At 73.2% G+C, this 16,620-nt stretch carries 13 protein-coding genes; 4 read left to right on the top strand and 9 right to left on the bottom strand.

Translation table 11 applies throughout. The features are described from left to right. Positions 1 to 138: 138 nt before the first annotated feature. Entirely contained in the window at positions 139 to 1,425 is a 1,287-nt protein-coding gene (paaK, locus tag K7G60_RS11775) for a phenylacetate--CoA ligase PaaK (RefSeq protein WP_225800790.1), read from the top strand. Between the two features lie 23 nt (positions 1,426 to 1,448). Continuing rightward, positions 1,449 to 1,829: a VOC family protein gene (locus tag K7G60_RS11770; protein ID WP_225800789.1), complete on the top strand. Its 381-nt coding sequence runs from the start codon at positions 1,449 to 1,451 to the stop codon at positions 1,827 to 1,829. A gap of 78 nt (positions 1,830 to 1,907) precedes the next feature. Here the strand turns inward: K7G60_RS11770 and K7G60_RS11765 are convergent, their stop codons facing one another. Beyond that, entirely contained in the window at positions 1,908 to 3,416 is a 1,509-nt protein-coding gene (locus K7G60_RS11765) for a fatty acyl-CoA synthetase (RefSeq protein WP_225800788.1), read from the bottom strand. Between the two features lie 156 nt (positions 3,417 to 3,572). Between K7G60_RS11765 and K7G60_RS11760 the strand changes: the two genes are divergently transcribed. Further along, positions 3,573 to 5,957: a penicillin acylase family protein gene (locus tag K7G60_RS11760; protein WP_225800787.1), complete on the top strand. Its 2,385-nt coding sequence runs from the start codon at positions 3,573 to 3,575 to the stop codon at positions 5,955 to 5,957. Here K7G60_RS11760 and K7G60_RS11755 read toward each other — a convergent pair. From K7G60_RS11755 to K7G60_RS11735, 5 genes are all read right to left on the bottom strand, one after another. Next, complete coding sequence (locus tag K7G60_RS11755) at positions 5,947 to 7,053, bottom strand: calcium:proton antiporter (RefSeq protein ID WP_225800786.1); 1,107 nt, start codon at positions 7,051 to 7,053, stop codon at positions 5,947 to 5,949. The genes K7G60_RS11760 and K7G60_RS11755 overlap by 11 nt on opposite strands. Positions 7,054 to 7,216: 163 nt before the next feature. Next, positions 7,217 to 7,360, bottom strand: a complete 144-nt coding sequence (locus K7G60_RS11750; RefSeq protein ID WP_225800785.1) for a DUF1269 domain-containing protein — start codon at positions 7,358 to 7,360, stop codon at positions 7,217 to 7,219. A 55-nt stretch (positions 7,361 to 7,415) separates the two neighbouring features. Continuing rightward, entirely contained in the window at positions 7,416 to 8,057 is a 642-nt protein-coding gene (locus tag K7G60_RS11745) for an FxLYD domain-containing protein (RefSeq protein ID WP_225800784.1), read from the bottom strand. Between the two features lie 779 nt (positions 8,058 to 8,836). Next, a complete protein-coding gene (locus K7G60_RS11740; protein WP_225800783.1) occupies positions 8,837 to 10,459 on the bottom strand; it encodes an acyl-CoA synthetase in 1,623 nt (540 codons plus the stop codon). Then, positions 10,456 to 11,568 (bottom strand): nitronate monooxygenase family protein, encoded by a 1,113-nt coding sequence (locus tag K7G60_RS11735; protein ID WP_225800782.1) that lies wholly within the window; start codon positions 11,566 to 11,568, stop codon positions 10,456 to 10,458. Before K7G60_RS11735 ends, K7G60_RS11740 begins: the two co-directional genes overlap by 4 nt. 198 nt (positions 11,569 to 11,766) lie before the next feature. Here K7G60_RS11735 and K7G60_RS11730 point away from each other — a divergent pair, with 198 nt between their 5' ends. Continuing rightward, the gene (locus K7G60_RS11730) at positions 11,767 to 13,494 is read left to right on the top strand and encodes a beta-lactamase family protein (protein ID WP_263985803.1); all 1,728 of its coding nucleotides are present in this window, start codon (positions 11,767 to 11,769) and stop codon (positions 13,492 to 13,494) included. A 20-nt stretch (positions 13,495 to 13,514) separates the two neighbouring features. On the opposite strand, the gene K7G60_RS11725 is transcribed toward K7G60_RS11730, so the two are convergent. From K7G60_RS11725 to K7G60_RS11715, 3 genes are all read right to left on the bottom strand, one after another. After that, a complete protein-coding gene (locus tag K7G60_RS11725; RefSeq protein ID WP_225800780.1) occupies positions 13,515 to 14,417 on the bottom strand; it encodes a proline iminopeptidase-family hydrolase in 903 nt (300 codons plus the stop codon). Positions 14,418 to 14,482: 65 nt separating this feature from the next. Next, complete coding sequence (locus tag K7G60_RS11720; RefSeq protein WP_225800779.1) at positions 14,483 to 15,391, bottom strand: LysR family transcriptional regulator; 909 nt, start codon at positions 15,389 to 15,391, stop codon at positions 14,483 to 14,485. 26 nt (positions 15,392 to 15,417) lie between these two features. After that, the gene (locus K7G60_RS11715; RefSeq protein WP_225800778.1) at positions 15,418 to 16,617 is read right to left on the bottom strand and encodes a glycine C-acetyltransferase; all 1,200 of its coding nucleotides are present in this window, start codon (positions 16,615 to 16,617) and stop codon (positions 15,418 to 15,420) included. Between the last annotated feature and the right edge of the window lie 3 nt (positions 16,618 to 16,620).

The raw sequence follows: 16,620 nt of genomic DNA, 5'->3' as shown, positions 1-16,620 counted from the left end.
GCGGGGGTCCGGGCGGCCGTCCGGACGGGAAAAGTTCTCCCACCCCTTGCCAAGCCCCGGGGGCCTCCGGTTTTACTGACCCGGAACGGATCAACCGAATGATCGGTTGTCCGTTTTACGACGGCGGAGGAGTGGCGCATGACGGAACTGCTGGACAGCGGCGAACGGCTCGGGCGCGAGGAGCTGGCGGCCCTCCAGCTGGAGCGGCTGCGCGCGACCCTGCGGCACGCGTACGAGAACGTGGACTTCTACCGGCACTCCTTCGACGCGGCCGGACTGACCCCGGACGACTGCCGTACGCTCGCGGACCTGGCCCGCTTCCCGTTCACCGCCAAGTCGGACCTGCGCGAGCACTACCCCTTCGGCATGTTCGCCGTCGACCGGTCCCGGATCCGGCGGATCCACGCCTCCAGCGGCACCACCGGCCGGCCGACCGTCGTCGGCTACACCGAGGCCGACCTGGACATGTGGGCCGACGTGGTGGCCCGCTCCCTGCGCGCGGCCGGCGCGCGCCCCGGGCACAAGGTCCACGTGGCCTACGGGTACGGCCTGTTCACCGGCGGCCTCGGCGCCCACTACGGCGCCGAGCGCCTCGGCTGTACGGTGATCCCGGCCTCCGGCGGCATGACGGCCCGGCAGGTGCAGCTCATCCAGGACTTCCGGCCCGAGATCATCATGGTCACCCCCTCGTACATGCTGACGCTGCTCGACGAGTTCGAGCGGCAGGGCGTGGACCCGCGCTCCACCTCGCTGAAGGTCGGCGTCTTCGGCGCGGAGCCGTGGACGGAGGAGATGCGCAAGGAGATCGAGGAGCGGTTCGCGATCGACGCGGTGGACATCTACGGCCTGTCGGAGGTGATCGGCCCCGGGGTGGCGCAGGAGTGCGTGGAGACCAAGGACGGCCTGCACATCTGGGAGGACCACTTCTACCCGGAGGTCGTGGACCCGTTCACCGGCGAGGTGCTGCCCGACGGGGAGGAGGGCGAGCTGGTCTTCACCTCGCTCACCAAGGAGGCCATGCCGGTGATCCGCTACCGGACCCGTGACCTCACCCGTCTCCTGCCGGGGACCGCACGGGTCTTCCGCCGGATGGAGAAGGTCACCGGGCGCAGCGACGACATGATCATCCTGCGCGGGGTGAACCTCTTCCCCACCCAGATCGAGGAGATCGTGCTCCGCACCCCGGGCGTGGCTCCGCACTTCCAGCTGCGCCTGACCCGGGAGGGCCGGCTCGACGCCCTGACCGTGCGGGCCGAGGCCCGTCCGGACGCGACGCCCCAGGAGCGCGAGGCGGCGGCCCGGGCGGTCGCGGCGGCGGTGAAGGACGGGGTCGGGGTCTCCGTGGACGTGGAGGTGGTCGACCCGGAGACGCTGGAGCGCTCGGTGGGCAAGATCAAGCGGATCGTGGACCTCCGGGGCGCGTAGCCTGGGGGGAGGAGGTGGTTGCGATGCTGTCGGACTCCCCCATAGCCGCGATCATTCCGGTCAATGACATGGACCGGGCCAAGCAGTTCTACTCGGAGACCCTCGGTCTGTCCCTCACGAAGGAGTCCCCGGAGGACACCAGGTACGAGTGCGGTGGCACGATCATCGGCCTCTACGAGACGCCGTACGGCGGCAAGGCCGAGCACACCCTGGCGAGCTGGAAGGTCGACGACCTCGACGCGGAGATGTCGACGCTCCGCTCCAAGGGCGTGACGTTCGAGGAGTACGACCTCCCCGGCATCAAGACGGTCGACGGCGTGGTCGAGTCGGACACCATGCGGGGCGCCTGGTTCAAGGACAGCGAGGGCAACATTCTCTGCGTGATGGAGGAGCGCGAGGGCTGAGGCCCGTGACGCCCCACGATCCCTGACGCCCGACGATCCGCGACGCCCGACGATCCGTGACGCCGCCGCGTCACGGCGTCACGGTGCGCCGAAGCGGTCCCTCAGGTCCCGCTTGAGGATCTTGCCGCTGGCGTTGCGGGGAAGCGCGTCCACGAGCAGGACGCGCTTCGGCGCCTTGAAGTGGGCGAGCTTCTCGCGGGCGTGGTCGAGGAGTTCGGCCTCGGTGACCTCCCCGCGCGGGACGACGACGGCCGTGACCGCCTCGATCCACCGCTCGTCGGGGAGGCCGATGACGGCCGCCTCGGCGACCGCGGGATGGGTGTAGAGCACGTCCTCCACCTGGCGGGAGGCGACGAGCACGCCGCCGGAGTTGATGACGTCCTTCACCCGGTCGACGATCGTGAGGTAGCCCTCGGCGTCACGGACCGCGAGGTCCCCCGAGCGGAACCAGCCGTCCCGGAAGGCCGCCCTGGTCTCGTCGGGCTTGCCCCAGTAGCCCTCGCACAGCTGCGGGGAGCGGTAGACGATCTCCCCCGGCGTGCCGTCGGGCACGTCCTCCCCGTCCTCGCCGACGACACGGGCCTCGACGTGGCGCACCGGACGGCCGCAGGAGTCCATCCGGCCCTCGTGCTCGTCGGGGCCGAGGACGGTGGCGAGCGGGCCGATCTCCGACTGGCCGAAGCAGTTGTAGAAGGCGAGCTCCGGCAGCCGGGCGCGCAGCCGCTCCAGGACGGGCACGGGCATGATCGAGGCCCCGTAGTAGGCCTTGCGCAGGGCCGAGAGGTCGCGGGCGGCGAAGTCCGGATGGTTGGCGAGGCCGATCCAGACGGTCGGCGGGGCGAAGAGGCTGTCGGCGCGGCCCGCCTCGACCAGGTCGAACAGGACGTCCGGGTCGGGCCCGTCGACGATCGTGTTCTCGGCGCCGACCGCGAGGTAGGGCAGCAGGAAGACGTGCATCTGCGCCGAGTGGTAGAGCGGCAGCGCGTGCACCGGCCGGTCGTCCTCGCTCAGGTCGAGGGCCTCGATCGCGCTCGCGTACTCGTGGGCGAGGGCGAGGTGGGTCATCATCGCGCCCTTGGGGAGCGCGGTGGTGCCCGAGGTGTAGAGCAGCTGGGCGAGGTCGCGGGCGTCGCGGTCGGTGAGGTACTCCTCCGGTTCGGCGAGGGCGTCGAGCAGTGAACCGGGCGCGTCCCGCAGGGCCTTGACCGCGAAGCCCGTGGGGATCCGGTCGGCGAGGGCGGGGTCGGCGAGCACGAGCGAGCTGTCCGACTGCTCCAGGACGTACGCGAGGTCCTCGCCGGTCAGGTGGTGGTTGACCGGCACGTGGATCAGGCCGGCCCGGGCGCAGGCGAGGAAGGCGATGAGGTAGGCGTCCGAGTTGTGGCCGTACGTGGCGACCCGGGCGTGCTCCGGCAGGGCGATCCCGTGCTCCGGCTCGCGCAGGACGGCGGCGGCCGTGGAGACGGCCTCGTCCAGCTCCGCGTACGTCCAGGTCCGGTCGGCGTACCGCACGGCGATCCGGTCGGGCACGCGCCGGGCGCTCACGCGCAGGTGACCGTCGACGGTACGGCTGAGGAGTCGGTCCATGCGGTGATCCTCGGCGCGGAGCGTACGGAAGGTCAAGTACCGCGCGGGGCAGGGCGTCCGCCCGGACCTCGGATACCGAACGGGATGTTGACAAGGGGGCGGGCAACTGCGTGCATGGTCCAACCCGCAGTGCTCATCAGCCCGTTGGGAGGCATCTTGCACCTCCGCACCCGTCTGAAACACCTGGCGCTCACCGGCGCGGCCCTCGCCGTCGTCACGGCCTCGCTGCCCGGCGCGGCGGCCGCCGACTCCGGCGGCCTGGACCGCCACCCCGCCGACCGGGGTCTGTCGGCCGTCATCCGCTACACCGAGTACGGCATTCCGCACATCGTGGCGAAGGACTACGCGAACCTCGGATTCGGCACGGGCTGGGCCCAGGCCGCCGACCAGGTCTGCGTCCTCGCCGACGGCTTCCTGACCGTGAACGGCGAGCGCTCCCGGCACTTCGGCCCGGACGCCGCCCCCGACGGCTCGCTCTCCTCCGCCACCACGAACCTCTCCAGCGACCTGTACTTCCGCGGCGTGAAGGACGCGGGAACGGTCGAGGAGCTGCTCGGCACCCCGGCGCCGGCCGGGCCGAGCCGGGAGGTGAAGGAGCTGATGCGCGGCTGGGCGGCCGGCTACAACGCCTGGCTGCGGAAGAACCGCGTCACCGATCCGGCCTGCGCGGACGCCGACTGGGTCCGCCCGGTGACCGCGCTCGACGTGGCCCGGCGCGGCTTCGCCGTCTCGGTGCTCGGCGGGCAGGGCAGGGCCGTGGACGGCATCACGGCGGCCGGGCCGCCGGCCGCCGCTCCCCCCTCGGCCGCCGCTCCCGGTCCGGAGGACGCAGCCGAGGCCGCGCGCGAGCTGTTCGCTCCCGAGAACGCCACCATGGGCTCCAACGCCGTTGCCTTCTCCGGGGCGACGACGGCGAACGGGCGCGGGCTGCTCCTGGGGAACCCGCACTACCCGTGGCAGGGCGGCCGCCGCTTCTGGCAGTCGCAGCAGACCATCCCGGGCGAGCTGAACGTCTCCGGCGCCTCGCTCCTCGGCACGACCGTCGTCAACATCGGCTTCAACGACAAGGTCGCCTGGAGCCACACCGTCGCCACCGGGGTGCCGCTCAACCTGCACCAGCTGACGCTCGTACCCGGCGACCCGACCTCCTACCTGGTGGACGGGAAGCCGGAGCGAATGACCCCGCGCACCGTGACCGTGGCCGTGCGGGACGGCGCGCCCGTCACCCGTACCCAGTGGTGGACCCGGTACGGGCCGGTCGTCGGCGGCCTCGGGGCGCAGCTGCCGCTGCCGTGGACCGCGACCACGGCGTACGCGCTGAACGACCCCAACGCGCTCAACCTGCGGGGCTCCGACACCGCGCTCGGCTTCGGCAGGGCCCGGTCCACTCAGGACATCGCCGACGCCCTGAAGCGCACGCAGGGGCTGCCCTGGGTCAACACGATCGCGGCGGACTCGGCGGGGCACTCCCTCTTCACCCAGTCCCAGGTGCTCCCCCGGATCACCGACGAGCTCGCCTCCCGCTGCTCCACCCCGCTCGGCCGGGCCACCTACCCGGCTTCGGGGGTCGCCGTGCTCGACGGCTCGCGGTCGGACTGCGCGCCCGGCTCCGACCCGGACGCGGTGCAGCCGGGCGTCTTCGGCCCGGCCCGGATGCCGGTCCTGCGGGACGCCCCGTACGTGGAGAACTCCAACGACAGCGCCTGGCTGGCCAACGCCGACCGGCCGCTGACCGGTTACGAGCGGATCTTCGGCACGGTCGCGACGCCGCGCTCGCTGCGCACCCGGGGCGGGATCGAGGACGTCTCGGCGATGGCGGACCGGGGCGGGCTCACGGTGGCCGACCTGCAGCGCCAGCAGTTCGCCAACCGGGCGCCGGCCGGTGACCTGGCCGCGGCCGACGCGGCGAAGGCCTGCGCGCCGGTGCTGCCGGAGGACCCGGAGGTCTGCCGGGTGCTCGGCGACTGGGACCGCACGGTGAACACCGACAGCCGGGGCGCACTGCTCTTCGACCGCTTCTGGCGGAAGTTCACCGGCACGGTGAAGCCGGCCGACCAGTGGCTGGTGCCGTTCTCGGCGGCCGACCCGGTCCGCACCCCGCACACCCTCAACACCGGGACGCCCGGCTTCGCTCAGGCCCTCAGGGACGCGGCGGCGGAACTGCGGGCGGCGGGCATCGCGCCGGACGCGCCGCTCGGGGCCCACCAGTTCGTCGTACGGAACGGGGAACGGATCCCGGTGAGCGGCGGGACCGAGTCCCTGGGGATCTGGAACAAGACCGAGCCCGTGTGGAACGCGGCGGGCGGCGGCTACGTGGAGGTCGCGCACGGGACCAGCCACGTGCAGGCCGTGGGCTGGGACGGCAGCCGGTGCCCGGTGGCCCGCACCCTGCTCTCGTACTCCCAGTCCTCGAACCCGGCGTCGCCGCACTTCAGCGACCAGACCCGGCTGTTCGCGGGCGAGCGCTGGGTGACCTCCCGGTTCTGCGAGAAGGACATCCTGCGCTCGCCCGCTCTGAAGGTGGTCGTGATCAGGGGCTGAACGACAGGAACACGAAGGCGGCGAAGATCGAGAGGTGGACGCTGCCCTGCAGGAGCGTGGCGCGTCCGGGCACCACGGTCAGGGCGCTCACCACGGCAGTGAGCACGAGCAGCACCATGTGGAGGGGCCCCAGGCCGAGGATCAGGGGCCCCTCCAGCCAGATCGAGGCGAGCGCGATCGACGGGATCGTCAGGCCGATGCTGGCGATGGCCGAGCCGTACGCCAGGTTCATGCTGGTCTGCATGCGGTCCCGGCTCGCGGCGCGCACGGCGGCGAGGGTCTCGGGCAGCAGCACCATGAGGGCGATGACGACGCCGACGACCGCCTTGGGCAGGCCCGCGGAGGCGACGGCGTCCTCGATGGTGGGCGAGACGAGCTTGGCGTTGCCGACGACGGCGACGAGCGCGACCACGAGCAGGCCGAGGCTGAACCAGGCGTCGCGCGCGGTCGGCGGGGCGGCGTGCTCGTCCTCCGACTCCGGGATTCCCCGGTCCGGCCGCGGCACGGGCAGGAAGTAGTCACGGTGCCGGACCGTCTGGACCGTGACGAACACTCCGTAGAGGAGGAGCGAGGAGACGGCCGCGAAGGCCAGCTGCGCGGCGGAGAACTCGGGTCCCGGGTGGCTCGTCGTGAAGGTCGGCAGGACCAGCGTCATGGTCGCGAGCGTGCAGACGATCGCGAGTTCACCGCCGGAACCCTCCGCGTTGAAGACGGCGACCCGGTTGCGCAGCGCGCCGACGAGCAGGGAGAGGCCGACGATGCCGTTGCAGGTGATCATGACGGCGGCGAAGACCGTGTCCCGGGCGTAGCTCGTCGCCTTGTCGCCGCCTCCCGTCATCAGCATGACGATCAGTCCGACCTCGATGACGGTGACGGCCACGGCGAGGACGAGGGAGCCGAAGGGCTCGCCGACGCGGTGGGCGATGACCTCGGCGTGATGGACGGCCGAGAGCACCGCGGCGAACAGACAGACGACGACGATCGCCACCGCGAAGCCCGGGAGGTCGCGCCCCCAGGCGAGGCCGAGCACAAGCGCCGCCACCACCGGCCCCCAGGTGGTCCACTGCCGTGTCATCGCCGCCGTGCTCGAACCCATGATCCGCATCCTGCCACAAAGGGACCTTTTCACCCCTTTCGCTCAGCCTCCGCACGGTGAGGCCACGTTCGCAGGCGGCGAGGGTCTCGAACGGACATCCTGCGTTCGACCGGGCCCAGGAGGGCCGGCGCCGCGCGCCGGGCGCCGGCGGTGCGGCCCGGGGTCAGAACGTCGCCCCGGAGTCGGGACCGGTGAGCCGCTCGGCGAGCTCCCGCTCGCTCTCCTCCGGGAGGGAGGTCTTGAGGACGGTTCCGCCGAAGGGCTCCACGGCCGTGGCGAACCGGTCCTCGGTGATCTTGGAAGTCAAGATCACGGGAGTCGCCGAACGGGCTCGCGGAGTTCGCTCATGCGGTGCTCCCTTCTCAGTACCTCTGCGCTTTGGCGAGTCGCGGCGTGAGCACCGGCTCGGGGGGCTGTCGGCTGATGACCAGGGGCTGCCGCCGCTCGCCGGGCGTGAGGTCTTCGGCGCCGACGAACTGGGTCTCGACGACCTTGCCCGACGGGTCGAGGAAGTCGACCTGGACGGCGTAGGACGCTTTCGCGCTCGTCTTGTTGGTGATGGTGACGACGACGGTGAGCAGGCCGTTCGTGTCGGCCCGGGGCTTGCCGGTCATCCCGACCTCGTTCAGGGCGTTCCCTCTGCCCTCGACGCCCTTCAGAGCGTTCTCCGCCGCCTGCCGGGAGCGTTCGACCTCGGCGCCGACCGACGCCTGGCGTGACGCCTCCTGCGCGGAGGCCGAAGCCGCCGCGGACGACGCCGAGGCCTGGGCGGACGCGATCCGCGACTGTGCCGCCGAGGCGACGGAGGAGGGGTGCTCGCCGGAGAACGAGGCGGTGTCGGGCGCCGTGGGACGCTCGCTGAACGCGGGTGTGCCGGTGTCGTCCCCGCCCGAGCCGCAGGACACGAGGGCGACCGCGCCGAGCGCGGTCGCGACGACGGCGACGGCGGCTCCCGCCGCTCGGGCGCGGACCGGCCGGCTCCCGCGGGGCGATGGGGTGTTCATGGGGGGTCCTTCCGGTGGCATGCGGTCCGCCTCGGCGTCAGGAGCACAGGACGGCGGTGGTGCGGGCGGAGCCTGCGCGGCTCGGCGAGCGCGGCGGCACTGAGCGCGGGGTGCACGGACGTGTCTTTCGATCGGCGGGGGAGGGACAGAGCCATCCGGGTTACCCGGCTGCCGCCGGGCGCCGGTGAGCCGCTCGACGGGCTTCCGCTCGTCCTGATCGCCCTCGTCCGGATCGCCGGGAAAGGTCTTCAGGACCGTGCCGCCGTGCGGCCGCATCGGCGCCGTGGACTCGGCGTCCGTGATCTCCGGGGCCATCGGCGCGGCCGCGGCGAGGTCGTCGTGGCCGAGGGCGATGAGCTCGGACATCCATGGTCTCCAGGGGGTGCCGCGGAGGGCCGCCGGCCCGAGCGGGGGCGTACGGGGTCCGGGCGTGCCGAAGGTCGGTCCACAATTCGACATGTTCATCCGAAACCGACCTGCTCGCGAGTCGGCGGACCGGCCGCCGTCCGCGAGCCGGCCCGGCGGCGCGCGGTGCCGGAGGTCACGCGGCGGGGCACGTGCGCCCGGGATCGCGCCGAAGGGGTCACGGACGGGCGACCGGGAACGGCCCCTCGTCGCCGGCTGTCGGGATGTCGCGGGCGGGCCGGGGCCACAGCCGCCGAACCTTCACACCTGATGTCGCTCTCGCCGAACCCGGGTTCGGCGAGAGCAGGGGTCGAACCCCGCACCCGTCACGCGCCGAGGGCGTGCGGACCAGGGCCCGATCCGGAGGGCGGGCCCTAGAGCGGGCGCTCCCGGCCCTCCCAGTACGGGTCGCGGAGACGGCGCTTGTACAGCTTGCCGTTGGGGTCGCGGGGCATGGCCGGGACGAAGTCGACCGACTTCGGGCGCTTGAAGCCGGCGAGGCGGTCACCGCAGTGGGCCAGGATCTCGGCGGCGAGCGCGGGCCCCGGTTCGTACCCCTCGGCCGCCTCGACGACCGCCTTGACCTCCTCGCCCCAGTCGGCGTGCGGGATCCCGAAGGCGGCGGCGTCCGCGACGGCGGGGTGGGCCAGCAGCGCCGCCTCGATCTCGGCGGGGTAGATGTTGACCCCGCCGGAGATGATCATGTCGATCTTGCGGTCGCGGAGGAAGAGGTAGCCGTCCTCGTCGAGGACGCCGAGGTCGCCGACGGTGAAGAAGTCGCCGATGCGGTTCTTCGCGGTCTTCGCCTCGTCCTTGTGGTACTGGAAGCCGCCGGTGTTCATCTTGAGGTAGACGGTGCCGAGTTCGCCGGGCGGCAGCCGTTTCCCGTCGTCGTCGAAGACGGCGAGTTCGCTGATGGGCCAGGCCCGGCCGACGGTCCCGGGCTTCTTGAGCCACTCCTCGGCGGTGGCGAAGGCGCCGCCGCCCTCGCTGGCCGCGTAGTACTCCTCGACGCACCGGCCCCACCAGTCGATCATCGCCCGCTTGACGTGCTCGGGGCAGGGCGCGGCGCCGTGGATGGCGTGGCGCATGGAGGAGACGTCGTACCGCTCCCGTACCTCCGCGGGGAGGGCGAGCAGGCGGTGGAACTGGGTGGGGACCATGTGGGTGTGGGTGCAGGAGTACCGGTCGATCAACCGGAGCATCTCCTCGGGCGCCCACCGGTCCATGAGGACGAGCGGGTGGCCGATGTGCAGGGCGGCGGCCGCGAACTGGAGCACGGCGGTGTGGTAGAGCGGCGAGCAGACGAGGTGGACGTTGCCGTCGGCGGGGCGGATGCCGAAGATGCCGAGGAAGCCGCCGAGATGGGTCTCCTCGGGGAGCTTGCCGGGGAGCGGGCGGCGGATGCCCCGGGGCCGGCCGGTGGTGCCGGAGGTGTAGTTCATGACCCAGCCGAGCGTGCGGTCGGCGGGCGCGGATCCGTCCTGCCCGGCGAGCAGTTCGGCGTACGGGCGGAAGCCGGGGACCGTGCCGACGGCGTACCGGTGGGTGGGCGCGAGCCCGGCCTCGTCGGCGGCGAGGGCGACCGCCTCGGCGAAGCGCTCGTGCGCCACCAGGACCTTGGCGCCGGAGTCGGCGACGATCCAGGCGATCTCGGGGCCGACGAAGTGGTGGTTGACGGGGACGAGGTAGAAACCCGCCTGGGTGGCGGCGAGATGGGCGGTGAAGAACTCGGGGCCGTTGGGCAGGACGACGGCGAACGCGTCGCCGCGTTCGAGTCCGGCGGCGCGCAGTCCGTGGACGAGCCGGTTGGCCTCGGCGTGCAGCCGGCCGGCGCTCCACTCCTCGCCGTCGGGGGCGACGAGGACGGTGCGGCCGGGATCGGCGGCGGCCTGGGCCCAGAATCCGGCGGGGGTCTGGCTTCCGGCGGGGGTCTGCCTTCCGGCAGGGGGCCGGCTTCCGGTGGAGGACCGGCTTCCGGTGGGACCGTTGTTCACTGGGCGCTCCGTCCGGCGATGCGGTTGATGCGGTCGACGGCCTTCTCGAAGCCGCGGGTGAGGTCGTCGACGACCTGCTGGACGCTGCGCTCGGAGTTCATCCGGCCGACGATCTGTCCGACGGGGGTGCCGAGGAGCGGCTCCACCTCGTACCGCTGGATGCGGGAGACGGCCTCGGCGACCAGGAGTCCCTGGAGGGGCATGGGGAGCGGGCCGGGGCCCGCCGGGTCGTCCCAGGCGTCGGTCCACTCGGTGCGGAGCTGGCGGGCGGGCTTGCCGGTCAGGGCGCGGGACCGGACCGTGTCGCCGGAGCCGGCCGCGAGCAGCTTGTCGGTGAGGGCGCGGGAGTGCAGCTCGGCCTCGGTGGTGGTGAGCCAGATCGAGCCGAGCCAGACGCCCTGGGCGCCGAGGGCGAGTCCGGCGGCGATCTGCTCGCCGCTGCCGATGCCGCCGGCGGCGAGCACGGGCAGCGGGGAGACGGCGTCGACGACCTCGGGGGTGAGGACCATGGAGGCGATCTCGCCGGTGTGGCCGCCCGCCTCGTACCCCTGGGCGACGACGATGTCGATGCCGGCGTCGGCGTGGTGGCGGGCGTGGCGGGCGCTGCCGGCGAGGGCGGCGACGAGGACGCCGCGGTCGTGGGCGCGGGCGACGACGTCGGGCGGCGGCGATCCGAGGGCGTTGGCGAGGAGCCTGATCGGGTAGTCGAAGGCCACGTCGAGCTGGCTCCGGGCGACCTGCTCCATCCAGCCGGTGATCCGCCATCCGGAGGCCTCGCCCTCGGCCAGTTCGGGGACGCCGTGCTTGGCGAGGGTGGCGCGGACGAAGGCCCGGTGCTCCTCGGGGATCATGGCCTCGATCTCGGCCTCGGTGACGCCTTCGACCGCCTTCTTCGCGGGCATCACGACGTCGAGGCCGTAGGGCAGGCCGTCGGTGTGCTCCTGCATCCAGTCGAGGTCGCGGGCGAGGTCGTCGGGCGCGGTGTAGCGGACCGCGCCGAGGACGCCGAACCCGCCGGCTCTGGTGAGTGCGGCGGCCACCGCGGGGAAGGGCGTGAAGCCGAAGATGGCGTGCTCGATCCCCAGTGTGCGACTCAGCTCCGTCTCCATGGGCGGCAGGATGCCGCAGCGGCGCGGCGGAGGGAAGACATTTTCTGATGCAGCGTCAGATTCTTTGCGGGCGGCAGGTCGGCGTTCCGCCGCCGCCCCGAGTGGGAGAGGGTGGGCGTGACGGAGGACGCGAAGCGAGACGGAGGGCCGGGCCGCCGCGCGTTCGGCGGCGGGCTACTGGCCCTCGGAGGTGCGCTGATGATCGGTGCGGTGCCGGGAGCGGCGGCCTCCCCCGAGCGGGGGGCGGGACCGGGGGCCGAAAAGGTTCCGGCCGCGCGGCGGACCACGCTGCGGCACGGCTCGGCCGAGCGTGCCGGGCTGCTCGCGCCGCACCTGGACGGGCTCGTCGCGGAGGCCGAGCGCTTCCTCGCGCCCTCCCCCGCGCACCCGTGGTACGCGGGCGCCGTCCTGCTCGCCGGGCGGGGCGGGACCGTCGCCCTGCACCGGGCGATCGGCTCGGCCGTGCGGTACGCGGCGTACGACGAGAAGACCGACACCGGCGTCGAGCTGCCGCCCGAGCGGCGGATCCCCATGACCGAGGACACCGTCTTCGACCTGGCGTCGGTCTCCAAGCTGTTCACCTCGATCCTGGCGGTGCAGCAGATCGAGCGCGGGGCACTGGAGCTGGAGGAGAAGGCCGCCGCGTACCTGCCGGAGTTCGGCGGCGGCGGGAAGCGGGACGTCACCGTACGGCAGCTGCTCACCCACACCTCCGGGTTCCGGGCCTGGCTCCCGCTCTACCGGGAACCGACGCGGGAGGGGAAGCTGCGGCTGCTGTGGGCCGAGACCCCGGCGAGCCCGCCGGGCTCCGCGTACCTCTACTCCGATCTGAATCTGATCTCGCTCCAGCTGATCCTGGAGGAGATCACCGGTCGCGGCCTGGACACCCTGCTCCACGACGAGATCACCGCTCCGCTCGGGATGCACCGCACTCGTTTCAATCCGCCGCTCTCCTGGCGGCCGGGGATCGCCGCCACCGAGGACGCCCGGCCGCCCTGGTCCGGCCTCGACCGGGGCATGGTGTGGGGCGAGGTCCACGACGAGAACGCCCACTCCCTCGGCGGCGTCGCGGGCCACGCCGGGGTCTTCTCCCGCGCCTGGGACCTGGCGGTCCTCGCCCGCACCCTGCTCAACGGCGGCGCGTACGGCCGGGCCCGCGTCCTCTCCCCCGCGTCGGTGCGGCTGATGTTCACCGACTTCAACACCGCCTTCCCCGGTCACGGGCACGGGCTCGGCTTCGAGCTCCACCAGCACTGGTACATGGGCGCCATGGCCACGCCGCGCACGGCCGGGCACACCGGCTTCACCGGCACCAGCCTCGTCCTCGACCCGACGACCGACGCGTTCCTGATCGTGCTCGGCAACTCCGTGCACCCGGTGCGCTCCTGGCGCTCCGGCTCCGCGCCGCGCGTCGCCGCGGCGGACAGGCTGGCCAGGGCCGTGCCCGTGCGGCCGGCCCGGGGCCGTACGGCATGGTTCTCCGGCATGGACAGCGGAGCCACCGGCACGCTCACCCTGCCCCCGGTCCCCGGTGCCGCCCGCTTCGAGTGCGCGCTGTGGTGGGACACCGGACCGGGCCCGGACACCGCGCACCTGGAGGCCTCCCGGGACGGCGGTCAGGCCTGGGAGCCGGTGCCGTTCGTCACCGTGTGCCCGGGAGAGGACCCGCGGCCGCATCCGGCCGGGGCGGTGGGCGGCTGGTCCGGCCGGGTCTGGCACCGGCTCACGGCCGAGGTGCCGGAGCCCGGCGCCTTCCCCGTGCGGCTGCGCTGGCGGTACGCGACGGACAAGCGGTACGTGGGGCGCGGGGTGTACGTGGACGGGGTGCGGGTGCTCGACGCCACCGGGCGGCCGCTCTTCGACGAGGCCCGTCCGGCGGACGCCGCCCGCGTCGAGGCGGCCGGGTGGACGCGCTCGCCGGACTGACCGCCGTGCTCGGCGGCGGGTCAGGCCGCCCGTGCCACGGGAGCGGGATCGGCCGCCGCCAGGAAGTCGGCCAGGACGCGGCGGTACCGCCCGGGTTCCTCGGCCGAGGGGATGTGTGCGCTCTCCTCGAACACGACCCATTCGGCACCCCGGATGCCCTCGGCGAGCGGCCGGACGAGAGCCGGAGTGGCCACGTCGTGGCGGCCGGAGGTGACGAGGACCGGCAGGTCGATCTCGCCCAGCCGTCCCGTCACGTCCCAGTCCTTCAGACTGCCCGTCAGGTTCCATTCGGTACCGCCCCACAGTGCCTCGTACACGTCGGGACGGATGCTCGTGAAGGAGCGCACGAGGTGCGCGGGCCAGGGGTCGAGTCGGCAGAGCCAGCGCTGATGGAAGGCCATGGCCGCGGCCTGGTACTCCGGATCGTCGGTGGTGCCCGCCGCCTCGTGCCGGTCCAAGGTCTCCCGTACGTCCCCGGGCAGGGAGTCCTTCAGGCGGCGCGTCTCCGCCTGGTAGGCGGGGGCGCTGGCGATGGGCCCGGCGAGGACGAGGCCGGCCAGGCCCACGGGGCGGGTGAGGACGTACTCCAGGGCGATCTGGCTGCCCCAGGAGTGACCGAGGACGTGGACGGGGTCCAGACCGAGGGCGGCGCGGACCGCGGCCAGCTCGTCGACGAAGGTCGACATGGTCCAGAGAGCGGGGTCGTCGGGGTGGTCGGACCTGCCGCAGCCGATCTGGTCGTAGAAGACGACCTGACGGCCGGTCTCCTCGTACAGGGCGGCGAGATCGTTCAGATAGTCGTGGGGACAGCCGGGGCCACCGGCCACGACGAGGAGGGGTGGGCGGCCGGCACGGCCGTTCCCCACCGAGCGGTACCAGGTGCGGTGTCCGCGGAAAGACACGGTGCCTTCGGTGACGGCCATGGTCCGCCTCCTCCCGGGAGCGGCGCCCCTTCCATCATGCGCCCCGCCGACGCGGACCGCCGCGCTCAGTCCTCCGGCGCGGCCGCGCCGCGCAGAGCGGCGAGCACAGGGCTGATCAGAGGGTGTTCCCCTGCTCCGCGCCGTACCGCCGCGAAGACCCGGCGGGTGGGGGCGACCCCGTCCACGGGGCGGACCTCGACGCCGGAGAGATCCATCCCGCGCAGCGCCGAGCGCGGGACGAGCGCCACTCCGGCGGCGGCCGAGGCGAGGGCCGCGACGGCCCGGAAGTCGTCGGAGACGTGTGCGAAGCGCGGGGCGAACCCGGCGTACTCGCAGGCCAGGACGGTCACGTCGTGGCAGGGGTTGCCGGTGGACTGGCCTATCCAGGTGTCCTTGGCGAGGTCGGCGAGCGCGACCCGCTCGCCGGCCGCCAGGGGGTGGCCGGGCGGCAGGACCGCGTCGAACGGCTCGGCGTAGAGCGGGACGCGGGTGAGCCGGTCGTCGTCCTCGCCCGGCGCGCCCCGGTACTCGACGGCGACGGCCACGTCCACCTGCCGGTCCAGGACCATGAGCAGGCTCTCGTCGCCCTCCGCGTCCCGGACCCGGACCCGGATGCCGGGCGCGGTGCGGGCGAGGGACGTGATGGCCGGGGCCACCACGAGCCCGATGCCGGTGGCGAACGCGGCGACCGTGACCGTGCCCGCGTCGCCGGAGCCGTAGGCGGCGAGTTCGGCCTCGGCGCGCTCCAACTGGGCGAGCACGGCGTTGGCGTGGCTGAGCAGGATCTCCCCGGCCGGGGTGAGGCGCGCGCCGCGCGCGCTGCGGTCCACCAGTCGGTGGCCGGTCTCCTGCTCCAGGGCGGCGAGCTGCTGGGAGACGGCGGAAGGGGTGAGGTAGAGCGCGGCGGCCGCCGCCGTGACCGTGCGGTGGTCGGCCACCGCACGGAGGATGTGCAACCGCCGCGCTTCGATCATGCCCCTAGTGTCTCAGCCCGCGGACACTAGCCGCGCAGGGCTGCGCGGGCGTCGACGAAGGCGTCGACGGCCCGGTTCACGTCCTCCGTCGAGTGGGCGGCGGAGAGCTGGACGCGGATGCGGGCCTGACCCTGCGGCACGACGGGGTACGAGAAGCCGATCACGTACACGCCGCGCTCCAGGAGGAGCTCGGCCATCCGGCCCGCCTCGGCCGCGTCGCCGATCATGACGGGGGCGATGGCGTGGTCGCCGGGGAGGATGTCGAAGCCCTCCTCGGTCATGCGGGAGCGGAACAGCGCCGTGTTGGCGTTGAGGCGCTCGCGCAGGTCGCCGGCGGACTCCAGGAGGTCGAGGACCTTCAGGGAGGCGGCGGCGATGACCGGGGCGAGGGTGTTCGAGAAGAGGTACGGGCGGGAGCGCTGGCGCAGCAGGGCGACGATCTCGGCGCGGGCCGCGACGTAACCGCCGGAGGCACCGCCGAGGGCCTTGCCGAGGGTGCCGGTGATGACGTCGACGCGGTCCATGACGCCGTGCAGCTCGGGGGTGCCGCGGCCGCCGGGGCCGACGAAGCCGACCGCGTGCGAGTCGTCGACCATCACCATGGCGTCGTAGCGCTCGGCCAGGTCGCAGATCTCGTCGAGCGGGGCGACGTAGCCGTCCATGGAGAAGACGCCGTCGGTGACGATCAGCTTGCGCCGGGCGCCGCCCTCCGTGGCCTCCTTGAGCTGCTGCTCCAGGTCGGCCATGTCGCGGTTGGCGTAGCGGAAGCGGCGGGCCTTGGAGAGGCGGATGCCGTCGATGATCGAGGCGTGGTTGAGGGCGTCGGAGATGACGGCGTCCTCGGCACCGAGGAGGGTCTCGAAGACGCCGCCGTTGGCGTCGAAGCAGGAGGAGTAGAGGATCGTGTCCTCCTGGCCGAGGAAGCCCGAGATGCGGGCCTCCAGCTCCTTGTGCACCTCCTGCGTGCCGCAGATGAAGCGGACGGACGCCATGCCGTAGCCCCAGCGGTCCAGGGCCTCGTGGGCGGCGGCGATCACCTCGGGGTGGTCGGCGAGGCCCAGGTAGTTGTTGGCGCAGAAGTTGAGCACCTCGCCGGGGCGGCCCCCCGCGGTGACCTCGACGGTCGCGTTCTGGGGGGTGCCGATGACCCGCTCGGGCTTGTGCAGTCCGGCCTGCTCGATCTCTTCGAGGGTGGCGCGGACGGAGTCGCGTACGGAATCGAACATGGG

It is taken from the genome of Streptomyces sp. NK15101, assembly GCF_020400725.1.
In the GTDB taxonomy this organism is placed as follows: Bacteria; Actinomycetota; Actinomycetes; order Streptomycetales; family Streptomycetaceae; genus Streptomyces.
Note: the sequence above shows the minus strand (reverse complement) of the source record. Positions and strands in the feature narration are given on the sequence as shown.

Excerpts from the sequence above, each read along its gene's own strand:
- K7G60_RS11720 (WP_225800779.1), bottom strand. The coding sequence starts at position 15,391 with ATGATCGAAGCGCGGCGGTTGCACATCCTCCGTGCGGTGGCCGACCAC.
- K7G60_RS11725 (WP_225800780.1), bottom strand. The coding sequence starts at position 14,417 with ATGGCCGTCACCGAAGGCACCGTGTCTTTCCGCGGACACCGCACCTGG.
- K7G60_RS11755 (WP_225800786.1), bottom strand. The coding sequence starts at position 7,053 with ATGGGTTCGAGCACGGCGGCGATGACACGGCAGTGGACCACCTGGGGG.
- K7G60_RS11730 (WP_263985803.1), top strand. The coding sequence starts at position 11,767 with ATGATCGGTGCGGTGCCGGGAGCGGCGGCCTCCCCCGAGCGGGGGGCG.
- K7G60_RS11765 (WP_225800788.1), bottom strand. The coding sequence starts at position 3,416 with ATGGACCGACTCCTCAGCCGTACCGTCGACGGTCACCTGCGCGTGAGC.
- K7G60_RS11735 (WP_225800782.1), bottom strand. The coding sequence starts at position 11,568 with ATGGAGACGGAGCTGAGTCGCACACTGGGGATCGAGCACGCCATCTTC.
- K7G60_RS11715 (WP_225800778.1), bottom strand. The coding sequence starts at position 16,617 with ATGTTCGATTCCGTACGCGACTCCGTCCGCGCCACCCTCGAAGAGATC.
- K7G60_RS11745 (WP_225800784.1), bottom strand. The coding sequence starts at position 8,057 with ATGAACACCCCATCGCCCCGCGGGAGCCGGCCGGTCCGCGCCCGAGCG.
- paaK (WP_225800790.1), top strand. The coding sequence starts at position 139 with ATGACGGAACTGCTGGACAGCGGCGAACGGCTCGGGCGCGAGGAGCTG.
- K7G60_RS11770 (WP_225800789.1), top strand. The coding sequence starts at position 1,449 with ATGCTGTCGGACTCCCCCATAGCCGCGATCATTCCGGTCAATGACATG.